This window comes from Kitasatospora sp. NE20-6 (genome assembly GCF_045862635.1).
Genome location: NZ_BPRL01000002.1, coordinates 352,144 through 369,926 on the forward strand (window position 1 = coordinate 352,144; position 17,783 = coordinate 369,926).

Consider the following 17,783-nt stretch of genomic DNA (forward strand, 5'->3'; position numbering starts at 1 on the left):
CGGCGCCGGGCCGTGAGCCGCGCCGGGCCGCCGTTCGCCGCGGCGGCCCGGCGCGGTGTCCGTCAGTGCTGCCGGGCGCCGAGGATCGCCGCCCAGGAGCGCGGCTCCCGCGGGGCCGCCGGACGGACCGCCGGGTCGGCCGCCACCGCCCCGAGGGCCGGCTTCGACGGCGTGAACAGCCAGGTCCGCAGCAGGTCGCCCAGGGGCCGGCCGGAGACCAGCTCCGCGTACCGGCGGAAGTCGGCGACGGTCGCGTTGCCGTAGCGGTGCTCGGCGGGCCAGCCCCGGAGGATGCGGAAGAAGGCGTCGTCGCCGACCTCGGTGCGCAGGGCGTGCAGGGCGAGCGCGCCGCGGTCGTACACGGCCGCGTCGAACTGGTGCTGCGCCCCGGGGTCGCCCGGCAGGACCGTCCAGAACGGGTCGTCGGCCGGGTGCGAGGCGTACACCCAGTCGGCGAGCTCGCGGACGGTGCCCTCGTCCTCGTGCTCCGACCAGAGCCACTGCAGGTAGGTGGCGAAGCCCTCGTTCAGCCAGATGTCGCTCCAGCGCCCGACCGACACGGCGTCACCGAACCACTGGTGCGCCAGCTCGTGCACCACCACCGAGGTGTTCGAGCCGCGCGAGAACATCCGCGGGCTGTAGAACACCCGGGTCTGGGTCTCCAGCGCGTAGCCCGTCGTCCGCACGTTCGGCACGTAGCCGCCCACCGAGCCGAAGGGGTACGGGCCCAGACGGCCGGTCAGCCAGTCGGCGAGCTCGCCGGTACGCTCCACGCTCGCGCGGGCCGCGCCGTCGTCGGCGCCGAGGTCGCGGCTGTAGGCGTTGAGCACCGGGATGCCGCCCGGGCTGGTGGACCGGGTGATGTCGAACCGGCCGACGGCGAGGGTGGCGAGGTAGGTGGCCTGCGGCTTGTCCTGGCGCCAGTTCCAGCGGGTCCAGCCGGCCCGGGAGCTCTGGGAGACGAGGTCGCCGTTGCTGATGGCCTGGGTGCCGTCGGGCACGAGCACCGACACGTCGAAGGTGGCCTTGTCGGCCGGGTGGTCGTTGCTCGGGAACCACCACCAGGCGGCCTCCGGCTCGCCGGCCGCGACCCCGCCGTCGGGCGTGCGCAGCCAGGCGGTGAAGCCGTACCGGGCCACCGCGGACGGGGTGCCGGCGTAGCGCACCACGACGGTGGTGCGCCGGCCCTGGGGGATCGGCGCGGCTGGGGTGACCTCCAGCTCCTGCTCGCCGGTGGCGGCGAACGCCGCCGGGCGGCCGTCGACGAGCACCCCGGTCACGTCGAGGGCGAAGTCGAGGTCGAAGCGGGTGAGGTCCTGGGTGGCGGTGGCGAGCAGGGTGGCGGTGCCCTCCAGCCGGTCGGTGGCGGGCTGGTACTTCAGGCGGATGTCGTAGTGGGTGACGTCGTAGCCGCCGTTGCCGTACGTCGGGTAGTACGGGTCGCCGATGCCGGGGGAGCCGGCGCCGCCGGCCGGGGCGGCGGACGCCTGACCGGTCAGCAGCAGGGCGGCGGCGGCCAGCGAGACGATCGTCCTCGTGCGCACAGGGGTCCTCCGGTGCGGTCGGGGGTGCGGACGGCTGACGGCGGGTCGGGTCCACCCTCCGTCAGGCGGGCCCCAGTCTCACCTTGCTGAGGTGTCCATGCAAGATGTCCTGCCGCCACCTGGCCGCGCGCCCCGGCCCGGCCCCGGCGGCTCCGGCCCGGCCCCGCTCCGGCCCCGGCCGGTACGCGGGCAAGCCCCGGGCGGGGTGCCCGGGGCTTGCCCGCGTGCCGGTGCTCAGGCGTCCGGCGCACCCCCGCCCTCCAGGGCGGACGCCAGCCGCAGCCAGCGGGCCGCCTCCGCGGGTCGGCCGCGGCGCTGCAGGGTGCGGCCGAGCATCAGGTGGGCGTACTGCTCGACCGGGTCGCGGGCGATCACCTCGCGGAGCTGCTCCTCGGCGCGTCCGAGCTGCGCGGAGTGGTAGTAGGCGCGGGCCAGCAGCAGGCGCGGGCCGACCTGCTCGGGGGCGCGCTCCACCACCCGGGCGAGGAGGTCGGCGGCCTGGGAGTACTCCTTGGCGTCGAAGTACAGGCCTGCCCAGCGCCACTGCTCGGTGGTGTCGTCGTTCAAGTAGTCCTGGAACACTGCGGCTCCTCTCGCTCCGGCCGGTCGGACCCCGGCTGCCTTGTTGAACATTCATCGACCCCAGGGCATTCCGGCCGCCGGGCCCGGCCCTCCGCCGCGACCGGCACCCCTCCGCCGTGCCCGCCGCCGCTGGTTGCTCCGCCCCACCCGCGGGCGCACGCTGGAACAGGGACCGACCACCAGGAGGTGTGCGCGATGCACAACCAGTGGGACGTGGAGCTCAGCTTCGAGGAGGACGGCATGAACACGGCCTGCGAGGCGCGGTTGACCGGCTCGCACGCCCCGGGGCTCAACGGCCACGGCGAGGCGGTCCGCAGCCGCGACGACCGCCCGCTCGCCCGCATCGGCGAGGAGATGGCCGCCGCCCGCGCACTCGACGAACTCTCCCGGAAACTGCGGTCCGTCGCCGACGGCGAGATCGCCGACGAAGGGCACCGCCCCTCCTACCTGATCTACTGACCGCCGCCCTCCCCCCGGGCCACCCGCCGGCAGGCCCGCACGGCCGTCGGCGGGACACCGCTGCCCCGCCGCCGCCCGCACGCTGCGTGACCGCCCGGCCCGGCTCCGGGACGCACCCGCCGCGCCCCTTGGCCGGGCGGGGCTGCGCAGGGTACACATGGGCATATGGTCCGGTTCACGGGCCGATCCCGGGCCCTGTCGGTCCCCGACTCCACCGGTCGACGCCCGTGGTCGGCGTTGAGAATGCGCAGCGTCGCAGGCCAGGTGTTCTTCCTCCAGGTCGTCATCGTGCTCCTGCTGGTCGTCGCCGCCGGCGTCGAACTCGTGCTGCAGGCCCGCAGCGACGCCACCCGGGAGGCCCGCAACCGCTCACTCGCCGTCGCCGAGACCTTCGCCCACGCGCCCGGCACGGCCGCAGCCCTCGCCTCACCCGACCCGACCGCCGTCCTCCAGCCGAGGACCGAGGCCGCCCGCAAGGCCTCCGGCGTCGACTTCATCGTCGTGATGAACACCGAGGCCATCCGCTACACCCACCCCATGCCGGACCGGATCGGCAAGAAGTTCGTCGGCACCGTCGCCCCCGCCCTCGCCGGAAAGCCCGTCATCGAGAGCGTCGTGGGCACCATCGGCCCCCTCGTCCAGGCCACCGTGCCCGTCACCGCCACCGACGGCACCGTCGTCGGCCTGGTCTCCGCAGGCGTCCGCGAAGCCCGGATCGCCGACACCACCGACCGCCAGCTGCCCCTGCTGCTCGTCACCGCCGCCGGCGCCCTCGTGCTCGCCACCGTGGGCACCGCCCTCGTCGGCCGCCGCCTGCGCCGCCAGACCCACGGCCTCGACCCGGCCGAGATGACCCGCATGTACGAACACCACGACGCCGTCCTGCACGCCGTCCGCGAGGGCGTGCTCATCCTCGACGGCACCGGCCGCCCGCTGCTCGCCAACGACGAGGCACGCCGCCTGCTGCGCCTGCCCGACGACACCGAGCACCGCAGCCTCGACGACCTCGGCCTCGACCGGCCGCTCCACGACCTGCTGGCCTCCGGCGCCACCGTCACCGACCGGGTGGTCGGCGCGGGCGACCGCCTGCTCGCCGTCAGCGTCCGCTCCACCGACGTCGTCGGCGGACCACCCGGGCGCGTCGTCACCCTCCGCGACTCCACCGAGCTGCGGGCCCTCGCCGGCCGCGCCGAACTCGCCGACCGCCGCCTCCAGCTCCTCTACGAGGCGAGCGGCGCCATCGGCACCACCCTCGACGTCGCCCGCACCGCCCAGGAACTCGCCGACGCCGCCGTGCCCGGCTTCGCCGACTTCGTCACCGTCGACCTCGCCGAACCCGTCCTGCACGGCGAGGAACCGACCGGCATGCCCTCCGCCATGCGGCGCAGCGGGCACAGCGGGGTGCGCGACGACTCGCCGTTCATCCCGGTCGGCGAGACCGTGCCGCTCGTCCCCGGCAGCCCGCGCAGCCGCTCGATGGCCACCGGCGAGGCCGTCGTCGAGGCCGACCTCACCGCCGCCTTCGCCGCCTGGCGCGCCCGTCACCCCGAGCGCGTCGCCGGCGTCGAGACGTACGGCGTGCACTCGCTGATGACCGTGCCGCTGCAGGCCCGCGGCGTGGTGCTCGGCATGGCCAGCTTCTGGCGCTCCGACCGGCCCGAGGCCTTCGACGACGAGGACCGCTCCGTCGCCGAGGAACTCGTCGCCCGCGCCGCCCTCTGCATCGACAACGCCCGCCGCTACACGCGCGAGCACACCATGGCCGTCACCCTGCAGCACAGCCTGCTGCCCGGCAGCCTCCCCGACCAGGACGCCCTCGACCTCGCCTACCGCTACCTGCCCGCCCAGGCCGGCGTCGGCGGCGACTGGTTCGACGTCATCCCGCTGCCCGGCGCCAGGGTCGCGCTCGTCGTGGGCGACGTCGTCGGCCACGGCCTGCACGCCGCCGCCACCATGGGCCGGCTGCGCACCGCCGTCCACACCTTCTCCGCCCTCGACCTGCCGCCCGACGAACTCCTCGGCCACCTCGACGAGCTCGTCAACCGCCTCGACCAGAGCGCCTCCCTCGACGGCGACGCCCCCATCACCGGCGCCACCTGCCTGTACGCCATCTACGACCCGGTCTCGCTGCGCTGCACCATGGCCCGGGCCGGACACCTGCTGCCCGCCGTCGTCCACCCCGACGGCGGCGTCCACTTCCCCGAACTCCCCGCCGGGCCGCCGCTGGGCCTCGTCGGACTGCCCTTCGAGGCCGTCGAGATCGACCTCGCCGAGGGCAGCCACCTCGTGCTCTACACCGACGGGCTCGTCGAGGACCGGCACCGCGACATCGACGAGGGCCTGGAGGCACTCCGCGCCACCCTCGCCGCCCACCCCGACGAATCGCCCGAGCAGACCTGCGACTCCGTGCTCGCGGCCATGCTCCCGGCCGACCCCGCCGACGACATCGCGCTGGTCGTCGCCCGGACCCGCGTCCTGCCCGCCGACCGCGTCGCCCAGTGGGACGTGCCCGTCGACCCCCGCGCCGTCTCCGGGGTGCGCGGCGAGGTCGGCCGCCGGCTGGCCGGCTGGGGGCTGGAGGACCTCGCGTTCAGCACCGAACTCATCCTCAGCGAACTCGTCACCAACGCCATCCGCTACGGCGGCGGTCCGATCCGGGTGCGGCTGCTCCGCGACCGCGCGCTGATCTGCGAGGTCTCCGACACCGGCAGCACCTCCCCGCACCTGCGGTACGCGGCCGGCACCGACGAGGGCGGGCGCGGGCTCTTCCTCGTCGCGCAGTTCGCCGAGCGCTGGGGCACCCGGTACACGGAGTCGGGCAAGGTCATCTGGGCCGAGCTGGCACTGCCCTGAGAGCCTGGCCGGGGGCGCCGGGACCGGCGGGGTCGGCGGGGCCCGGTACCGGGGTCGCCCCGGCTCTCAGGCCGGGTGCTGCTCGACCAGGTCGCGGAAGTGCTCCAGGTCGGCCCGCACCGTGCGCTCGACCGCGCTCGCCTGCGCGAACCCCCGCGGCGGCGCGCCGAACAGCTCCTCGACCTCCGAGGGCTCGTACTCGATCCTGACCTGCACCTGCGTGCGGTCGTCGTCGAGGGCGCGCAGCGCGACGGTGCCGCGCAGGTGCGGCTCGTCGAGGGTCTGCCAGGTCATCACCCGGTTGCGGCCGCGGTCGGTGATGAACGCGTCGAACTCGCGGTGCCCGCCGTCCACGGCGACGTCCAGATGGGCCCGGTGGCCGCCGCGGGCGGAGGCGTGGAGCACACCGTCCACGAAGCGCGGATAGTCGGTGATCCGGTGCAACTGCCGCCACGCCTCGTCGGCCGGTGCGCCGACCTCGATCTGCTCCTCCAGCGTGCTCACGGCTCTCCTCGCCTTCTCGCCCCTCGCACCCAGCCTGCCGCGCCCGCGCGGACGGCGCAAAGACACGCGGCCGGAGCCCCCGGGGCGGCGGCCGGCCGTCAGGCCGCGGCCCGCGGCAGCCACACCGCGTGCACCAGCACGGCCGCCGCCGCGAAACCGGCGATCACCACGGCCATCGGCAGCGCCGAACCCGCCCTGCCGAGCCCGACCAGCGGCGCCGCCAGCCCGCCGAGCGCGAACTGCAGCAGCCCGAGCAGCGCCGAAGCGGTGCCCGCCCGGGCCTGCCCGGCAAGGGCCAGCGCGGTGGAGTTCGGCAGGATCAGCCCCATCGCCGAGACCACCAGGAACAGCGACCCGCACACGGCCCACAGCCCGAGCCCGGCCGCCACCGCCAGCAGGATGCCCGCCCCGCCCACCGCGGACATCGCCAGGCCGCCGCGCAGCATCGCCCCCGGCGCCCGGCCGCGCAGCAGGCGCGCGTTGAGGCGGCCGAGCAGCACCAGGCCCAGCGCGTTGGCCCCGAAGACCAGGCTGAACTCCTGGGCGTCCAGCCCGTACACCTGCTGCAGCACGAACGACGACCCGGAGATGTAGGCGAACATCGCCGCGAAGGCGGCGCCCGCCGCGAGCGCGTGGCCCATGAACGTGCGGTCGCGGAGCAGGCCGTCGAAGCTGCGCACCACCCGGCCGAGCCCGCCGCGGGTGCGGCGCGCGGCGGGCAGCGACTCGGGAAGGCCGAACGCGGCCGCGGCCAGCAGCAGGACGCCGATCACCGCGAGCACCGCGAAGACCGCCCGCCAGTCGGCGAAGCGCAGCAGCTGCCCGCCGACCACCGGCGCGAGGATCGGCGCGAGGCCGTTCACCAGCATGAGCAGCGAGAAGAAGCGGGCCGCCTCGACGCCGTCGTAGAGGTCGCGGACGACGGCCCGGCTGATGACGATGCCCGCCGCGCCCGCCAGCCCCTGGACGAACCGCAGCCCGGTCAGTGCCTCCGCGTTCGGTGCGAACGCGCAGGCGAGGGAGGCGGCGGCGTAGCAGCCGAGGCCGATCAGCAGCGGGGTGCGGCGCCCGCGGCTGTCGCTCAGCGGGCCCGCGACGAGCTGGCCGAGCGCGAGGCCGAGCAGGCAGGCGGTCAGGGTGAGCTGGACGTCGGCCTCCCGCACCCCGAGGTCGCCGGCGAGGGCGGGGAAGGCCGGGAGGTACATGTCGAGGGAGAGCGGACCGAAGGCGGAGAGGGCGCCCAGTACGAGGATCAGCCGCAGACGGTGGCCGGGGCCCGCGGCGCCCCCGGCCGGGCCCGCCGCACCGGCTCGGCGTGCTGCAGCGGCCGGGTCCGCGGGGGCGGCGGGCTACGCGGGGACGCTCTGTGCGGGAGCGCCCTGCGCAGGAACGCTCTGCCGGGGGGTGCGTGCGGTGGTCATCCGGCCTCTTCCGTCGCTCGGGTCGGCCCAGCCTAGGTCAATTGCTGACTGCTCAGCAATTGAAGATTCAGTCACATCGCCCGACCGGTCGGTAGAATCCCGCGCCATGGAGACCGCACCGACGCAGCACGGCCTTGCGGCCGCCGACCGGCAGGCGTCGGCGGACCGCGCGGCGTCCGAGGCCCTGACCGCCGCGTTCGACGACGCCTCCCGCGGCCCCGCCCTGCACGGTCTGGGCCTGCTGCTGCGCGCCGCCGCCCGGCTCGACCGGGCCCTGGACACCGCGATGCGCGCCGAGTGCGGCCTCAGCCACACGATGTTCGAGGTGCTGCTCATGCTCGCCCGGGCGAACGGCGCGGCGGTGCTGCAGCGCGAACTCGCCGAAGGACTCACCCTCACCAGCGGCGGCACCACCCGGCTCGTCGACCGGATGGAGGACGCCGGGCTCGTGCGCCGCGTGCCGTCCGCCGCCGACCGGCGGGCCACCCTCGTGCAGGTGACGGCGCACGGCGCCGAGGCGTTCCGCGCCGCCGCCGTGGTGCACGCCCGGATCGTCGGCCGGCTCTTCCTCGACCCGGTGGCGGAGGCCGGCCGGCCCGGCCTGTTCGCCGCGCTCGCGGCGATCGTCGAGGCCCCGCAGGACTGACCGGCGCGCCCTGCGCACTCCCGGACGCGTACTCCCGGGCGTGTGCTGCTGGGCGTGTGCTGCTGGGCGTGTGCTGCTGGGCCGGGCCCGCGGGGCCCGGCCCGGGGGTCGGGGTCAGGCCGTGTGGTCGGTCAGCCCCGCGAAGACCCCGCAGATCTCGCGGGCCGCCTCGCGCATGCCGGTGGTCTCGTGCGGCCGGGCGACGAGCTCGGTGAGGATCAGCAGGGCGGCCTGGAGCGCCGCGAGGGGCACCTCCACCGTCCGCAGGCCGCTGAGGACGTCGGAGGCCTGCTCCGCCGCGCTGGAGGCCCAGCTCTGGGTCTGCTGGGGGCCGTGGGGCAGGTGCGCCTCGGGGTGCCGGGCCGGGCCGGGGCGCTGCGGCGTGCCGGGCGGGGTGACCGGGCCGAGCGGACGGCCGAGTCCCGAGGAGCTGTCGGGGCCCGGCGGGCGGGTCGGTGTGTGGGCCGGTGTGTGGCCCGGAACGTGGGCCGGGGGGTGGGCCGGAGCATGGCCGGGCTCCGGCAGGTGGCCCGCGCCCGGCGGCGGGGGCGTGTGGGCGCGGCCGTGGTCCGGGGACCGGTCCGGCCCCGGTGGCTGCTGCGGGAGGGCGGGGCCGGCCGGGGTGCCGCCGTGTGCGGACGGAAGACAAGTGCTCATACCGGTACCAACGACGTCCGGGTGACACGGGATGCTGCCGCGGGGCAACGTCCCGCGGGGGCGGGTGCGCGCCGCCCGGTGCCGCGCCGCCGGGGTGGCGGCACGGCACTGGGACGCCGGTCGCGGGAGCGCTCCCACGGTCCGGAGACCGAGGCGGGTCAGCCGCCGGTCGTCTCCCCGATCGTCTTGACCGCCGCGTTCCAGGCCTTCCGCGGGTCGGTTCCGTGCTTCTCCACGTCGAGCAGCGCGGTGTCGGTGATGACGGCCTTCACCGCACCGTCCAGCCGACCGATCGGGGCCGGGCGGATGGTGCGCGCGGCGTCGGCGTAGATCCGGCCGGTCGGCGCGTTGTTGAAGTACGCGCTGGTCGCGTTCTGGACGGCGGGCAGCCCGAGCCCGGCGCCGGTCGAGGGCAGGTTGCCGGTCTTGGTGAAGACCTTCGCCTGCTGCTCGGGGGCGGTGAGCCAGGCGGCCAGGGCGGCGGCCTGCTCGGGGTGCGAGGAGTTCTTCGGCACGGTCAGGAACGCCCCGCCCCAGTTGCCGGCGACCGGCGCCCGGGCGATGTCCCACAGGCCCTCGCCGCGCTCGCCCGCGTACTTGGAGATGACGCCGGTCATCCACGAGGGGCAGACGATGGTGGCGAAGCTGGAGAGGTAGAGCGCCTCGTTCCAGTCCGCGGTGAACTGCTTCAGCCCGCCGGTGAGGCCGGATCGGGCCGCGGACACGGCGAGGTCCCAGGCCTTGCCGACGCCGGGGCTGTCCTTGTAGGCGAGGTTGCCGGCGGCGTCCGAGAGCTGCTCGGGCTCGCCGGCGAGGACGGCGCTGAAGAGCCCGCCGGCGGAGTCGGTGAAGCGGGTCTTCGCCGGGGCGTGCGCCTTGTACTGGCGGCCGACGTCGAGGTACTTCGACCAGTCGCCGGCCCAGAGGCGGCCCACGGCGTCGCGGTCGGTCGGCAGCCCGGCCTTCTCGAAGAGGTCCTTGCGGTAGCAGACCGCCATCGGCCCGGTGTCGGTGCCGAGGCCGATCAGCGCGCCGTCGGCGGTCGTGGCCTGCGCGGACTTCCAGGGCAGCCAGGACGAGGCGTCGACGCCGGTGGCGTGCTTCAGGTCGAGGAACTTGTCGGCCAGCGGCCCGGTGGCCTCGGCGATGTAGCCGACCTCGACGGCCTGGATGTCGGCCACCGTGCCGCTGCTGGTGCCGTTGAGCTTGGCGGTGAGGTCGTCCCAGTACTCCTTGCCGTCCTGGGTGGCGACCTCGTTGATGACGATCTCGGGGTGCAGGTCCATGTACTCGGCGAACAGGCCGGCCTCGCGGTAGCCGAAGCTGCCGAAGGTGCCGACGCGCAGCGTGGTGGTCTGCTGGAGCTGCGAGCTCTGCGGTGCGGGTCCGCCGCTGGAGCAGGCGGTGAGGGCGAGCAGCGCGCCGCCCAGCCCCGCGCCGAGCCGGAGCCTCCGGCGGGTCCGGCCCCGGGGGGCTCGGGAGGCCGCGGCGGGGCGGTCGTGGCCGGGGTCGGCCGGGGAGGATGGCGCGCTGCGTCTGGTGCCTGGCATGTACGGTGCCTCGTTCGTTTGCTGACAGTGGGTGGGGTGGGCGATCCCTGCTGATGGGAGCGCTCCCAGACCTTGCGTGTGCGATCCCGCGCCTGTCAAGGGGTCGAGTCGGGCCCGGACGCCGCGCACCGGATCCCGGAGCGCCTTCGGGCGGCCTCCCGGCGGCTTCCCGGCGGCTTCCGGGCGGCCTCCGGGGGCGGCGGTGAAGCCCGGCGGCGCGGCGTTCGACGGAAAGCTGCAGGCCCGCCGGTCGACCCGGCCGCACACCCTTCGCGGCCGCGCACCCTCCGGGCCGGTGTCCGGCGCCGCGGGGCTCGGGTCACGAAACGCCGGGCGGCCCGCCTACCCGGCCGGGACGCCCCGCTCCTTGAGGCGGTGCTTGAGGGTGAGCAGCGCACCGCCGGCCCCCCGTGGCAGCAGGTGCGTCCCGTCCCAGCGGTCGACGGCGCCGAAGCGGTACTTGTACGGCTCGGTGCCGCGCAGGAAGTCGAAGGTGTGCAGGCCCTGTTCGGCGCAGGTGCGGACGGCCTCGGCGATGACCACGGTGCCCAGGCGCAGCGGGGCCCAGGCCGGATCCCAGCCGATCTGGTAGTAGGCGAAGGTCCCGCCCCGGCGGAAGCCGTACAGGGCGCCGACGGTGTCGCCCTCGTGCTCGGCGAGGAGGAAGGCCGGGCCGTCGCCGTCGGGGCCCGTGACCGCGGCCGACCGCTCCAGCAGCCGTACGTGGAGCGGTCGGCGGTGCCGGTCGAAGGTGGTGGACAGGCCCAGGGCGGTACGGCGGCGTCCGTGCAGGTCGAGGACGGCGTCCAGGTGCTCGACGGCGGCCCCGGCGGGCGGCACCCACCGGAAGGTGACGCCCGCGGCTCCGAGCTTGCGCCGGTAGCGGCGCACGGTCGACCTGAACTGCCGTGACCCCTGGGCGTCCTGACCGCCGGTGAGGTCGGTGCGCGGGCAGGCCGTCCCGGTGACCCGGCGGGTGCCCTCCGGGAGGACGGCGGTGGCCGAGGGGTCGAGGCCGGGGAGCCACAGGGTGGTGCGGCGGCCGCGCTCGGCGAGCCAGGCCCGGACGTCGTCGCGGCGGTGGACGGCGGCGGCCGGGGCGCAGTGGTCGGCGGCCCCCGGCCCGCTGCCGAGCAGGGTGAGGCAGCGGACGGTGAACGGCAGGCGCGGGTGCAGCCGGAGCCGGGTGCGCAGCAGCGGCACGACCGCCTCCACCTGCCCCTGCGGGCCGTGCCAGACGGCGATTTCGGCCTGCGCGGCCGTGCCGTCGGCCTGCGGGCCGAGCGTCTCCCACCACGCCAGCACCCATTCGGGGGTGGCGAACCACGAGCCGTCCGGGTCGGTGGCGACCAGCTGCCGCCAGCCGTCGAGGAGTTCGGTGCCGAGGTCGGCGGGGGAGTGGTGGAGCACCGGCCCGCTGCCGGTGCCGGTACGGGTGCCGGTGCGGGCGGGCTGGGCGGTCGGGTGCGGCGCGGCCATGGTGTGGTTCCCCTCCCGGGGCCGGTCGGTCACCGTCCGCCGCGCAGCCGGTGCACGGCGGGATGCAGCCCCGACATGATGGTGTCGAACCTGTGCAGGGACGTGTGGGAGTTCACCCGGAGCCGGCTGATCCGGAGGGCGCTCCGGGGCAGTCGCCGGTCGTGCCGGTGGTCGAAGAGGAACGCGGTGCGGTAGCCGAGCCGGGTGAGGGTGGGCTCGGCGCGTGCGTCGAGGTTGCCGTTCGGGTAGGCGAAGGAGGCCGGTGGCTCGCCCAGCCAGCCGCTGAGGCGGGTGTGCGCCTCCTCGATCTGGTGGCGGGCGGCGTCGGGGGTGCAGCGGTCCAGGCAGGGGTGGTCGAGGGTGTGGTTGCCGACGGCCACTCCCGCCTCGCGCAGGGTGTGCAGGTCGGCCGGGTCGAGCTGGGGTGTCCGGGGCGCCTGGGTGCGTGCGGTACGGCGCAGTTCGTCGAGGCGGGTGCGGCGTTCGGCGTCGGGCAGCTGCTTGAGCCGGCGGACGGCGTCGTCGGGGCCGCGGCCGGGGGCGAGGCCGGCGGCGGTGCCGCCGTGCGCGGCGAGGAAGGCCGCCTCGGACCACCAGAAGGGCCGGTCGCCGCCGACGAGTCCGGCCAGCACGTAGGCGACGGCCGGGATGCGGTGCCGGGTGAGGGCGGGCAGGCCGTCGGTGAGCAGGGAGCGGTCGCCGTCGTCGAAGGTGACCAGCACGCTCCGGGGCGGCAGCGGACGTCCTTCGGCGAGGGCCTGCTCGACCCGGCCGAGTGTCACCGGCCGTGCGGTGCGGGCGAGTCGGGCCATCTGGGCGGCGAAGCTCCGCGGGTCGTCGATGCCGTGGTAGGCGAGGACGGCGAGGCGGCCGGCGGCGACGGCCCGGAAGGCGGGTTGCAGCGGTGAGTGGCGGAGCAGGGTGTCGATGCGGTTCCTGCGGGTGTCCGCCGGGGCCGTGCCGCTGCCGCCCCCGGCGGCGTGGTCGTCGGGCACGCCGCCCCCCTTCGTGTCACCCCCGCGCCGTTGCGGGCGGCCGGGCCGCCGGTCCGAGGGCACGGCTGACGCGGCGTCAACGGAGAGTGACTTTACCACCGCTTGACCTTTCCCCGGGCTGCCTTTGGGATGATTCGGCAGGGTCTTGACCTGGCCGGAAATCGGAGGAAACTGGTTCATACACCGGAATACCGGACAGAGCTGAACCGTCGCCGGAGACGTCCGCCGACCGTCCGAACAACCCTGATCCAGGCTCTGGCCAGGCCCCCGGCGGGCCGGGACGCGACGTACGCACGAGGGCGACGGCCCCGGCGGACGGACGACGCCACCGGACGCCGGGGACTGTCCTGTCCGGGGGCCGCGACAGCTGCCCGGCGGTCTCGTGCCGGACGGCCGGGGTTCAGCGCCGGTGCCAGTCCCCCGAGGCGACGAGGTCGGGTACGGCGCGCAGCCGGGCCGCGACCCGGGGCCCCGCGAGGTAGACCCAGGCGTCCGTGGCGGAGCCGTCGTCCAGCCGTACCGGCAGCCGCTCGCGCACGTACTCGCCCGTGCCGTCCGCCGTGCAGTCCTCCAGCCGGTCGAGGTCGGCCAGCACCTGCCCGTACAGCGCAGGATGCACCGTGAGCACCTCGCCGCGCACCTCCCGCCCGGTGTCGGGCAGCGCGTACGGGTAGCCGGGCCCCCGGTGCAGTGCGGTGTCCTCCAGGGTGGCCGCAAGGGTGCCCGTGCACCGGCCGGCCAGGTGGCGGGCGTGGTTGCGGCCGCCGGGGCGGAGCGTCCCGTAGACGAAGAAGGGCAACTGCGGCGGCACGGGCGGCACTCCTCGGGAAGCGGGTCGCACGACCGTACCGGCTCGGCGGGCCGCGGTCGGCGCACCCCGCGTGGGCGCTGCCGGACGCCCACGCCTCGTCGAACACGCGTACGGCCACGTGGGCGGGTCGGCGGGCCGGCAGGTTTGAAATCCGCCCGCCGACGCCAGGTACGGGACATGAACCGACCCTCACCCCCGCCCGCCGCCGCACCGGGCGTCCTGCGCCTCTCCGAGGAGGTCCGCCGGGCGCTCGCCGACGGCACCCCCGTCGTCGCCCTGGAGTCGACGATCATCGCCCACGGGCTGCCCCGGCCGCGCAACCTCGCCGTCGCCCGTGAGCTGGAGGACCTCGTCCGGGCCGGCGGTGCCGTCCCGGCGACCGTCGCGGTGCTCGACGGCGTGCCGCACGTCGGCCTCGACAAGGACGGCATCGAGCGCATCGCCTCCGACGACACGCTGCGCAAACTCGGCTTCCGCGACCTCGCCCCCGCCGTCGCCACCCGCGCGAGCGGCGCCACGACCGTCTCCGGCACGGCCTTCCTCGCGGCCCGGGCCGGAATCCGCGTCTTCGCGACCGGCGGGCTCGGCGGTGTCCACCGCGACTGGGCGGCGGCCCAGGACGAGTCGGCCGACCTCGGCCTGCTCGCCCGCACCCGGATCACCGTCGTCTGCGCGGGCGTCAAGTCGATCCTCGACGTGCCTGCCACCCTGGAGCGGCTGGAGACCCTCGGCGTCGCCGTGCTCGGTCACCGCACCGCCGAGTTCCCCGGCTTCTACCTGACCGGTTCCGGCCGGCCCGTCGACTGGACGCTCGACGGTCCGGCCGCCGTCGCCGCGGTCATGCGCGCCCAGGACGCCCTCGGCGGCCTCGACTCCGCGCTGGTCGTCGCCAACCCGGTGCCGCCCGCCGAGCAGCTCGACCCCGCCCTGCACGACCGGGTGCTCGCCGAGGCCCTCGCCGCGGCCGAGGCGGCGGGCGTCAGCGGACAGGCCATCACGCCGTTCCTGCTCGCGCACCTCACCGAGCACACCGGTGGCGCGTCCCTGGAGGCCAACCTGGCGGCCGTCCGCGGCAACGTCCGCCTCGGCGCCGCGATCGCCCGGCACTGGGCGGCCCCCGACGGGCCGGAGCCGCAGGGATGACGCCGGGCGCCCTGCTCGTCGTCGGCGAGGTCGTCACCGACGTCGTCGCCCTGCACGAGGGCCCGCTCGACCCGCACACCGACACCGCCGCCCGGATCGCCCTGCGGCCCGGCGGCGCCGGGGCGAACGCCGCGGCCTGGGCCGCCGCCGGCGGGGCACGGGTGCATCTGCTCGCCCGCGCCGGCGCCGACTCCGCCGACTGGCACGCCGCGCAACTGCGCGCCGCCGGCGTCACCCCGCACCTGGCCGTCGACCCGGAGGCGCCCACCGCCGTGGTGATCTGCCTCGTCGACGAGCGCGCCGAGCGCACCCTCGTCACCGACGGCGGGGCGGCCGTCCGGCTGGGCCCGGAGGACTGGGACGGCACGCTGCTGGCGGGCGCGGCCCGACTGCACCTCTCCGGCTACCAGCTGCTGAGCGGCCCAGGGCGCCGGCTCGCCGCCCTGGCCGTCCCGGCCGCCCGGGCGGCGGGTGTGCCGGTCAGCGCCGACCCGGCGTCCGCCGGGTTCGTCCGGCGGGCCGGGCCCGCGGCCGTCCGCGCGGCTCTCGACGGCGTCGGCCTGCTGCTGCCCAACGGCGCCGAGGCCGCCCTGCTCGCCGGCGCCGCCGACCCGGCCGTCGCCGCCGCCCGGCTGAGCGCCGTCCACGGCGAGGCCGTCGTCACGCTCGGCGCGGAGGGGGCGCTGGTCGCCGTCGGCGGCCGCGTCCTCGCGCACGTACCGGCCGTCGCCGGGGTCGCCGCCGTCGACTCGACGGGCGCCGGCGACGCCTTCACCGGCGCCCTGCTCGCCGCCCGGCTGGCGGGGGCCGACCTCGTCGAGGCGGCACGCGCCGGCTGCCGGGCCGGGGCGGCGGCGGTCGTGCAGGTCGGGGCCCGGCCCCCGGCCGCGGGCGGCGGCCGGCCCGGCGGTCCCGTGCCGAACGGCCGTGCCGCCGTGCGATGATCGGCCGGTGGAGCGAGCGACGAGGACCCTGCGGCGGATGCGCGGCGGCACGGCCGCCACCGCCGCGCTGCTGACCCTGCTCGGCCCGGCCGCCCTGCCGGCCGCCGCGTCCGAGCGGCCGGAGCGGGCGTTCACCCTCCAGGACAAGCGCATCACCGAGTCGAGCGGCATCGCCGCCAGCCGCGCGCATCCCGGCGTGTACTGGACGCACAACGACAGCGACGACGGCCCGTACGTCTACGCCGTCGACGGGGAGGGCCGGACGGTCGCCACCGTCACCCTGCGCGGCATCGACCCGCGGGACGTCGAGGCGATCTCGCTCGGCCCCGACGGCCGCCTCTACGTCGGCGACATCGGCGACAACCTCGACGGCACCTGGCCCGAGGTGTGGATCTACGCCTTCCCCGAGCCGGCCGAGCTCCGCGACCAGAAGGTCACCGCCGTCCGCTACAAGGTCCGCTACGAGGACGGCCCGCGCGACGCCGAGGCGCTCATGGTGCACCCCGTCACCGGGCGGGCGTACATCGCCAGCAAGAAGCAGTCCGGCGGCGGCCTCTACCAGGGCCCGGAGGTGCTCTCGCCCTCCGGTGTCAACACCTTCCGGCGGATCGCCGACGTGCCATGGGTGACCGACGGCGCGTTCTCCCCGGACGGCGGCCGGCTCGTGCTGCGCGGCTACTTCTCGGCCGACCTGTACGCCTGGGAGGGCGGCGGCCCGAAGCGGCTCCGCGACCTGGACGTGCCGTTCCAGCGGCAGGGCGAGTCGGTGACGTTCTCCGCGGACGGCACGGCGGTGCTCTACGGCAGCGAGGGCGCGCGCAGCGACGTCTGGCGGCTGGCGCTGGCCGCCGACCCGGCACCGTCCGCCCCGGCCGCGGCCTCCGGGCAGGCCGGGGCCGCCCCCGCCGGGGGCGCGGCGGCCCCCGCCGGGGACGGCGGGGACGGCGGCGGCCACGCGCTGGCCGCACTGATCGCCGTGGCCGTCGTGCTCGGCCTGGCGAGCCTGCGGAAGGGGCGCCGCAAGTCCTCCTGACCGGGCCGTCCTGACCGTCCGCCAGGTCCTGGCGATCCGTCATGTCCTGGTCCGTCGGGTTCCGCCGGCGGGCTACCCGTGGTCCGGAGACGGCTCGGCCGTGCCGCCGGGGGTCGCATCGGGCTTCGTGTAGAGGATCTCGCGGGCCTGTTCCGAGGCGCGGATGATGCTCTCGCCGACGAAGTCGACGAAGCGGGCGATGTTCTCCAGCCGGGTGGCGGCCGGGGTGTCGGCGCCGAGGACGCGGACGCCCTGCCGTGCGGTCTCGGCGAGTTGGAAGTTGGACCGGGCGGCGGCGACCATCGACTGGTACCAGACGTCGTCGTCGACGGCGTAGCGCTCGCGTCGGCGTTCGTCGCGCGTGCGGCGGACGAGGCCCTGGCCCTCCAGGAACGTGATCGCCTTGGAGACGGACGCCGGGCTGACCTGGAGGCGCTCGACGAGTTCGGGCGCGGTGAGGCTGCCCGCGTCGGTGGTGAAGAGGCAGGTCAGCACCCGGGACGTCATCTTGGGCAGGCCCTGCTGCATGAGGAGCGTCGTGAACGTCTCCTCGTACTCGCGCACCGCCTCGGCGTCGCGTCCGTGGGCCTGCGCGGGCGCCTCCGGCCCGCGGGGCACCGCCTGCCTGCGCTGGTGGGTGCGGCGTTCGGTGGCGCGGTGGGCCAGGTCGGCGCGGTAGGCGGTGGGGCCGCCGTTCCGCATCACCTCGCGCGTGATCGTCGACGTGGGGCGGTCGAGGCGCCTGGCGATCTCCGCGTAGGCGAGGCTGTCGGCCAGCCCCGACGCGATCTGCTGGCGTTCCTGCTGGGTGAGTCTGCCTCCCGGCACCGCGATCTCCCTCCGTGCTTCCTGCTGATGTCCCCAGCATAGCGTTCACTTTTCACCCATTGCAACGAGCGAGTGGCTGACGTTGCATTAGATGCGTTTCCATTGCAACGATTATGTGGCCTTGAGCTGCAATGACAACGATTGAGCGCAACAAGTGCCTTGATGGATCCTCGAACGCAACGTAGCGTTTGCGATGTCAGAAACAATGGACCGAGGAGCACACCATGCAGAAGTTCGACACCCCCACCCCGATCACCGCCGTCCTGGACATCCCCGCCGGACGCATCCGGCTCATCGCCGCCGACCGCACCGACACCACCGTCGAGATCCTCCC

The 17,783-nt window shown here is 76.0% G+C and carries 16 protein-coding genes; 6 read left to right on the plus strand and 10 right to left on the minus strand.

The genetic code is table 11. The features are described from left to right. Nucleotides 1-62: 62 nt before the first annotated feature. Together SNE206_RS02240 and SNE206_RS02245 are read right to left on the minus strand one after the other, a co-directional pair. Nucleotides 63-1,544 carry a M1 family metallopeptidase gene (locus tag SNE206_RS02240; RefSeq protein WP_407911595.1) on the minus strand — a complete coding sequence of 494 codons (1,482 nt, stop codon included), beginning with the start codon at nt 1,542-1,544 and terminating at the stop codon, nt 63-65. 234 nt (nt 1,545-1,778) lie between these two features. Beyond that, nucleotides 1,779-2,126 (minus strand): tetratricopeptide repeat protein, encoded by a 348-nt coding sequence (locus SNE206_RS02245; protein WP_407911596.1) that lies wholly within the window; start codon nt 2,124-2,126, stop codon nt 1,779-1,781. A gap of 195 nt (nt 2,127-2,321) precedes the next feature. Here SNE206_RS02245 and SNE206_RS02250 point away from each other — a divergent pair, with 195 nt between their 5' ends. Both SNE206_RS02250 and SNE206_RS02255 read left to right on the plus strand, forming a co-directional pair. Beyond that, a complete protein-coding gene (locus SNE206_RS02250; RefSeq protein WP_405010242.1) occupies nt 2,322-2,585 on the plus strand; it encodes a dsRBD fold-containing protein in 264 nt (87 codons plus the stop codon). Nucleotides 2,586-2,828: 243 nt separating this feature from the next. Continuing rightward, a complete protein-coding gene (locus tag SNE206_RS02255; RefSeq protein WP_407911597.1) occupies nt 2,829-5,438 on the plus strand; it encodes a SpoIIE family protein phosphatase in 2,610 nt (869 codons plus the stop codon). Nucleotides 5,439-5,504: 66 nt separating this feature from the next. Here SNE206_RS02255 and SNE206_RS02260 read toward each other — a convergent pair whose 3' ends face one another. Both SNE206_RS02260 and SNE206_RS02265 read right to left on the minus strand, forming a co-directional pair. Then, a complete protein-coding gene (locus SNE206_RS02260; protein WP_407911598.1) occupies nt 5,505-5,942 on the minus strand; it encodes an SRPBCC family protein in 438 nt (145 codons plus the stop codon). A gap of 98 nt (nt 5,943-6,040) precedes the next feature. After that, nucleotides 6,041-7,204 carry a multidrug effflux MFS transporter gene (locus tag SNE206_RS02265; protein WP_407911618.1) on the minus strand — a complete coding sequence of 388 codons (1,164 nt, stop codon included), beginning with the start codon at nt 7,202-7,204 and terminating at the stop codon, nt 6,041-6,043. A gap of 265 nt (nt 7,205-7,469) precedes the next feature. Between SNE206_RS02265 and SNE206_RS02270 the strand changes: the two genes are divergently transcribed. Further along, nucleotides 7,470-8,009 carry a MarR family winged helix-turn-helix transcriptional regulator gene (locus tag SNE206_RS02270; RefSeq protein ID WP_407911599.1) on the plus strand — a complete coding sequence of 180 codons (540 nt, stop codon included), beginning with the start codon at nt 7,470-7,472 and terminating at the stop codon, nt 8,007-8,009. Between the two features lie 114 nt (nt 8,010-8,123). On the opposite strand, the gene SNE206_RS02275 is transcribed toward SNE206_RS02270, so the two are convergent. The 5 genes from SNE206_RS02275 to SNE206_RS02295 all read right to left on the minus strand — a co-directional run bounded on the left by SNE206_RS02275 (nt 8,124) and on the right by SNE206_RS02295 (nt 13,501). Then, nucleotides 8,124-8,666: a hypothetical protein gene (locus SNE206_RS02275; protein ID WP_407911600.1), complete on the minus strand. Its 543-nt coding sequence runs from the start codon at nt 8,664-8,666 to the stop codon at nt 8,124-8,126. Between the two features lie 158 nt (nt 8,667-8,824). Beyond that, a complete protein-coding gene (locus SNE206_RS02280; protein WP_407911601.1) occupies nt 8,825-10,216 on the minus strand; it encodes an ABC transporter substrate-binding protein in 1,392 nt (463 codons plus the stop codon). A 342-nt stretch (nt 10,217-10,558) separates the two neighbouring features. Further along, nucleotides 10,559-11,695 carry a GNAT family N-acetyltransferase gene (locus SNE206_RS02285; RefSeq protein WP_407911602.1) on the minus strand — a complete coding sequence of 379 codons (1,137 nt, stop codon included), beginning with the start codon at nt 11,693-11,695 and terminating at the stop codon, nt 10,559-10,561. 29 nt (nt 11,696-11,724) lie between these two features. Beyond that, nucleotides 11,725-12,690 carry a polysaccharide deacetylase family protein gene (locus SNE206_RS02290; protein ID WP_407911603.1) on the minus strand — a complete coding sequence of 322 codons (966 nt, stop codon included), beginning with the start codon at nt 12,688-12,690 and terminating at the stop codon, nt 11,725-11,727. A gap of 400 nt (nt 12,691-13,090) precedes the next feature. Next, nucleotides 13,091-13,501, minus strand: a complete 411-nt coding sequence (locus SNE206_RS02295) for a gamma-glutamylcyclotransferase family protein (protein WP_407911604.1) — start codon at nt 13,499-13,501, stop codon at nt 13,091-13,093. A gap of 177 nt (nt 13,502-13,678) precedes the next feature. On the opposite strand from SNE206_RS02295, the gene SNE206_RS02300 reads away from it, so the two are divergent. Genes SNE206_RS02300 through SNE206_RS02310 form a run of 3 tightly spaced genes read left to right on the plus strand, consistent with a single transcriptional unit; the run spans nt 13,679 to nt 16,621 of the window. Next, nucleotides 13,679-14,644, plus strand: a complete 966-nt coding sequence (locus SNE206_RS02300; RefSeq protein ID WP_407911605.1) for a pseudouridine-5'-phosphate glycosidase — start codon at nt 13,679-13,681, stop codon at nt 14,642-14,644. Beyond that, entirely contained in the window at nt 14,641-15,588 is a 948-nt protein-coding gene (locus tag SNE206_RS02305) for a carbohydrate kinase family protein (protein WP_407911606.1), read from the plus strand. The genes SNE206_RS02300 and SNE206_RS02305 overlap by 4 nt, the downstream gene beginning before the upstream one ends. A gap of 37 nt (nt 15,589-15,625) precedes the next feature. Then, the gene (locus SNE206_RS02310; protein ID WP_407911619.1) at nt 15,626-16,621 is read left to right on the plus strand and encodes a hypothetical protein; all 996 of its coding nucleotides are present in this window, start codon (nt 15,626-15,628) and stop codon (nt 16,619-16,621) included. Nucleotides 16,622-16,693: 72 nt separating this feature from the next. Here the strand turns inward: SNE206_RS02310 and SNE206_RS02315 are convergent, their stop codons facing one another. After that, nucleotides 16,694-17,449, minus strand: coding sequence for a helix-turn-helix domain-containing protein (locus tag SNE206_RS02315; protein ID WP_407911607.1), 756 nt, complete (start codon nt 17,447-17,449; stop codon nt 16,694-16,696). Nucleotides 17,450-17,783: the final 334 nt, after the last annotated feature.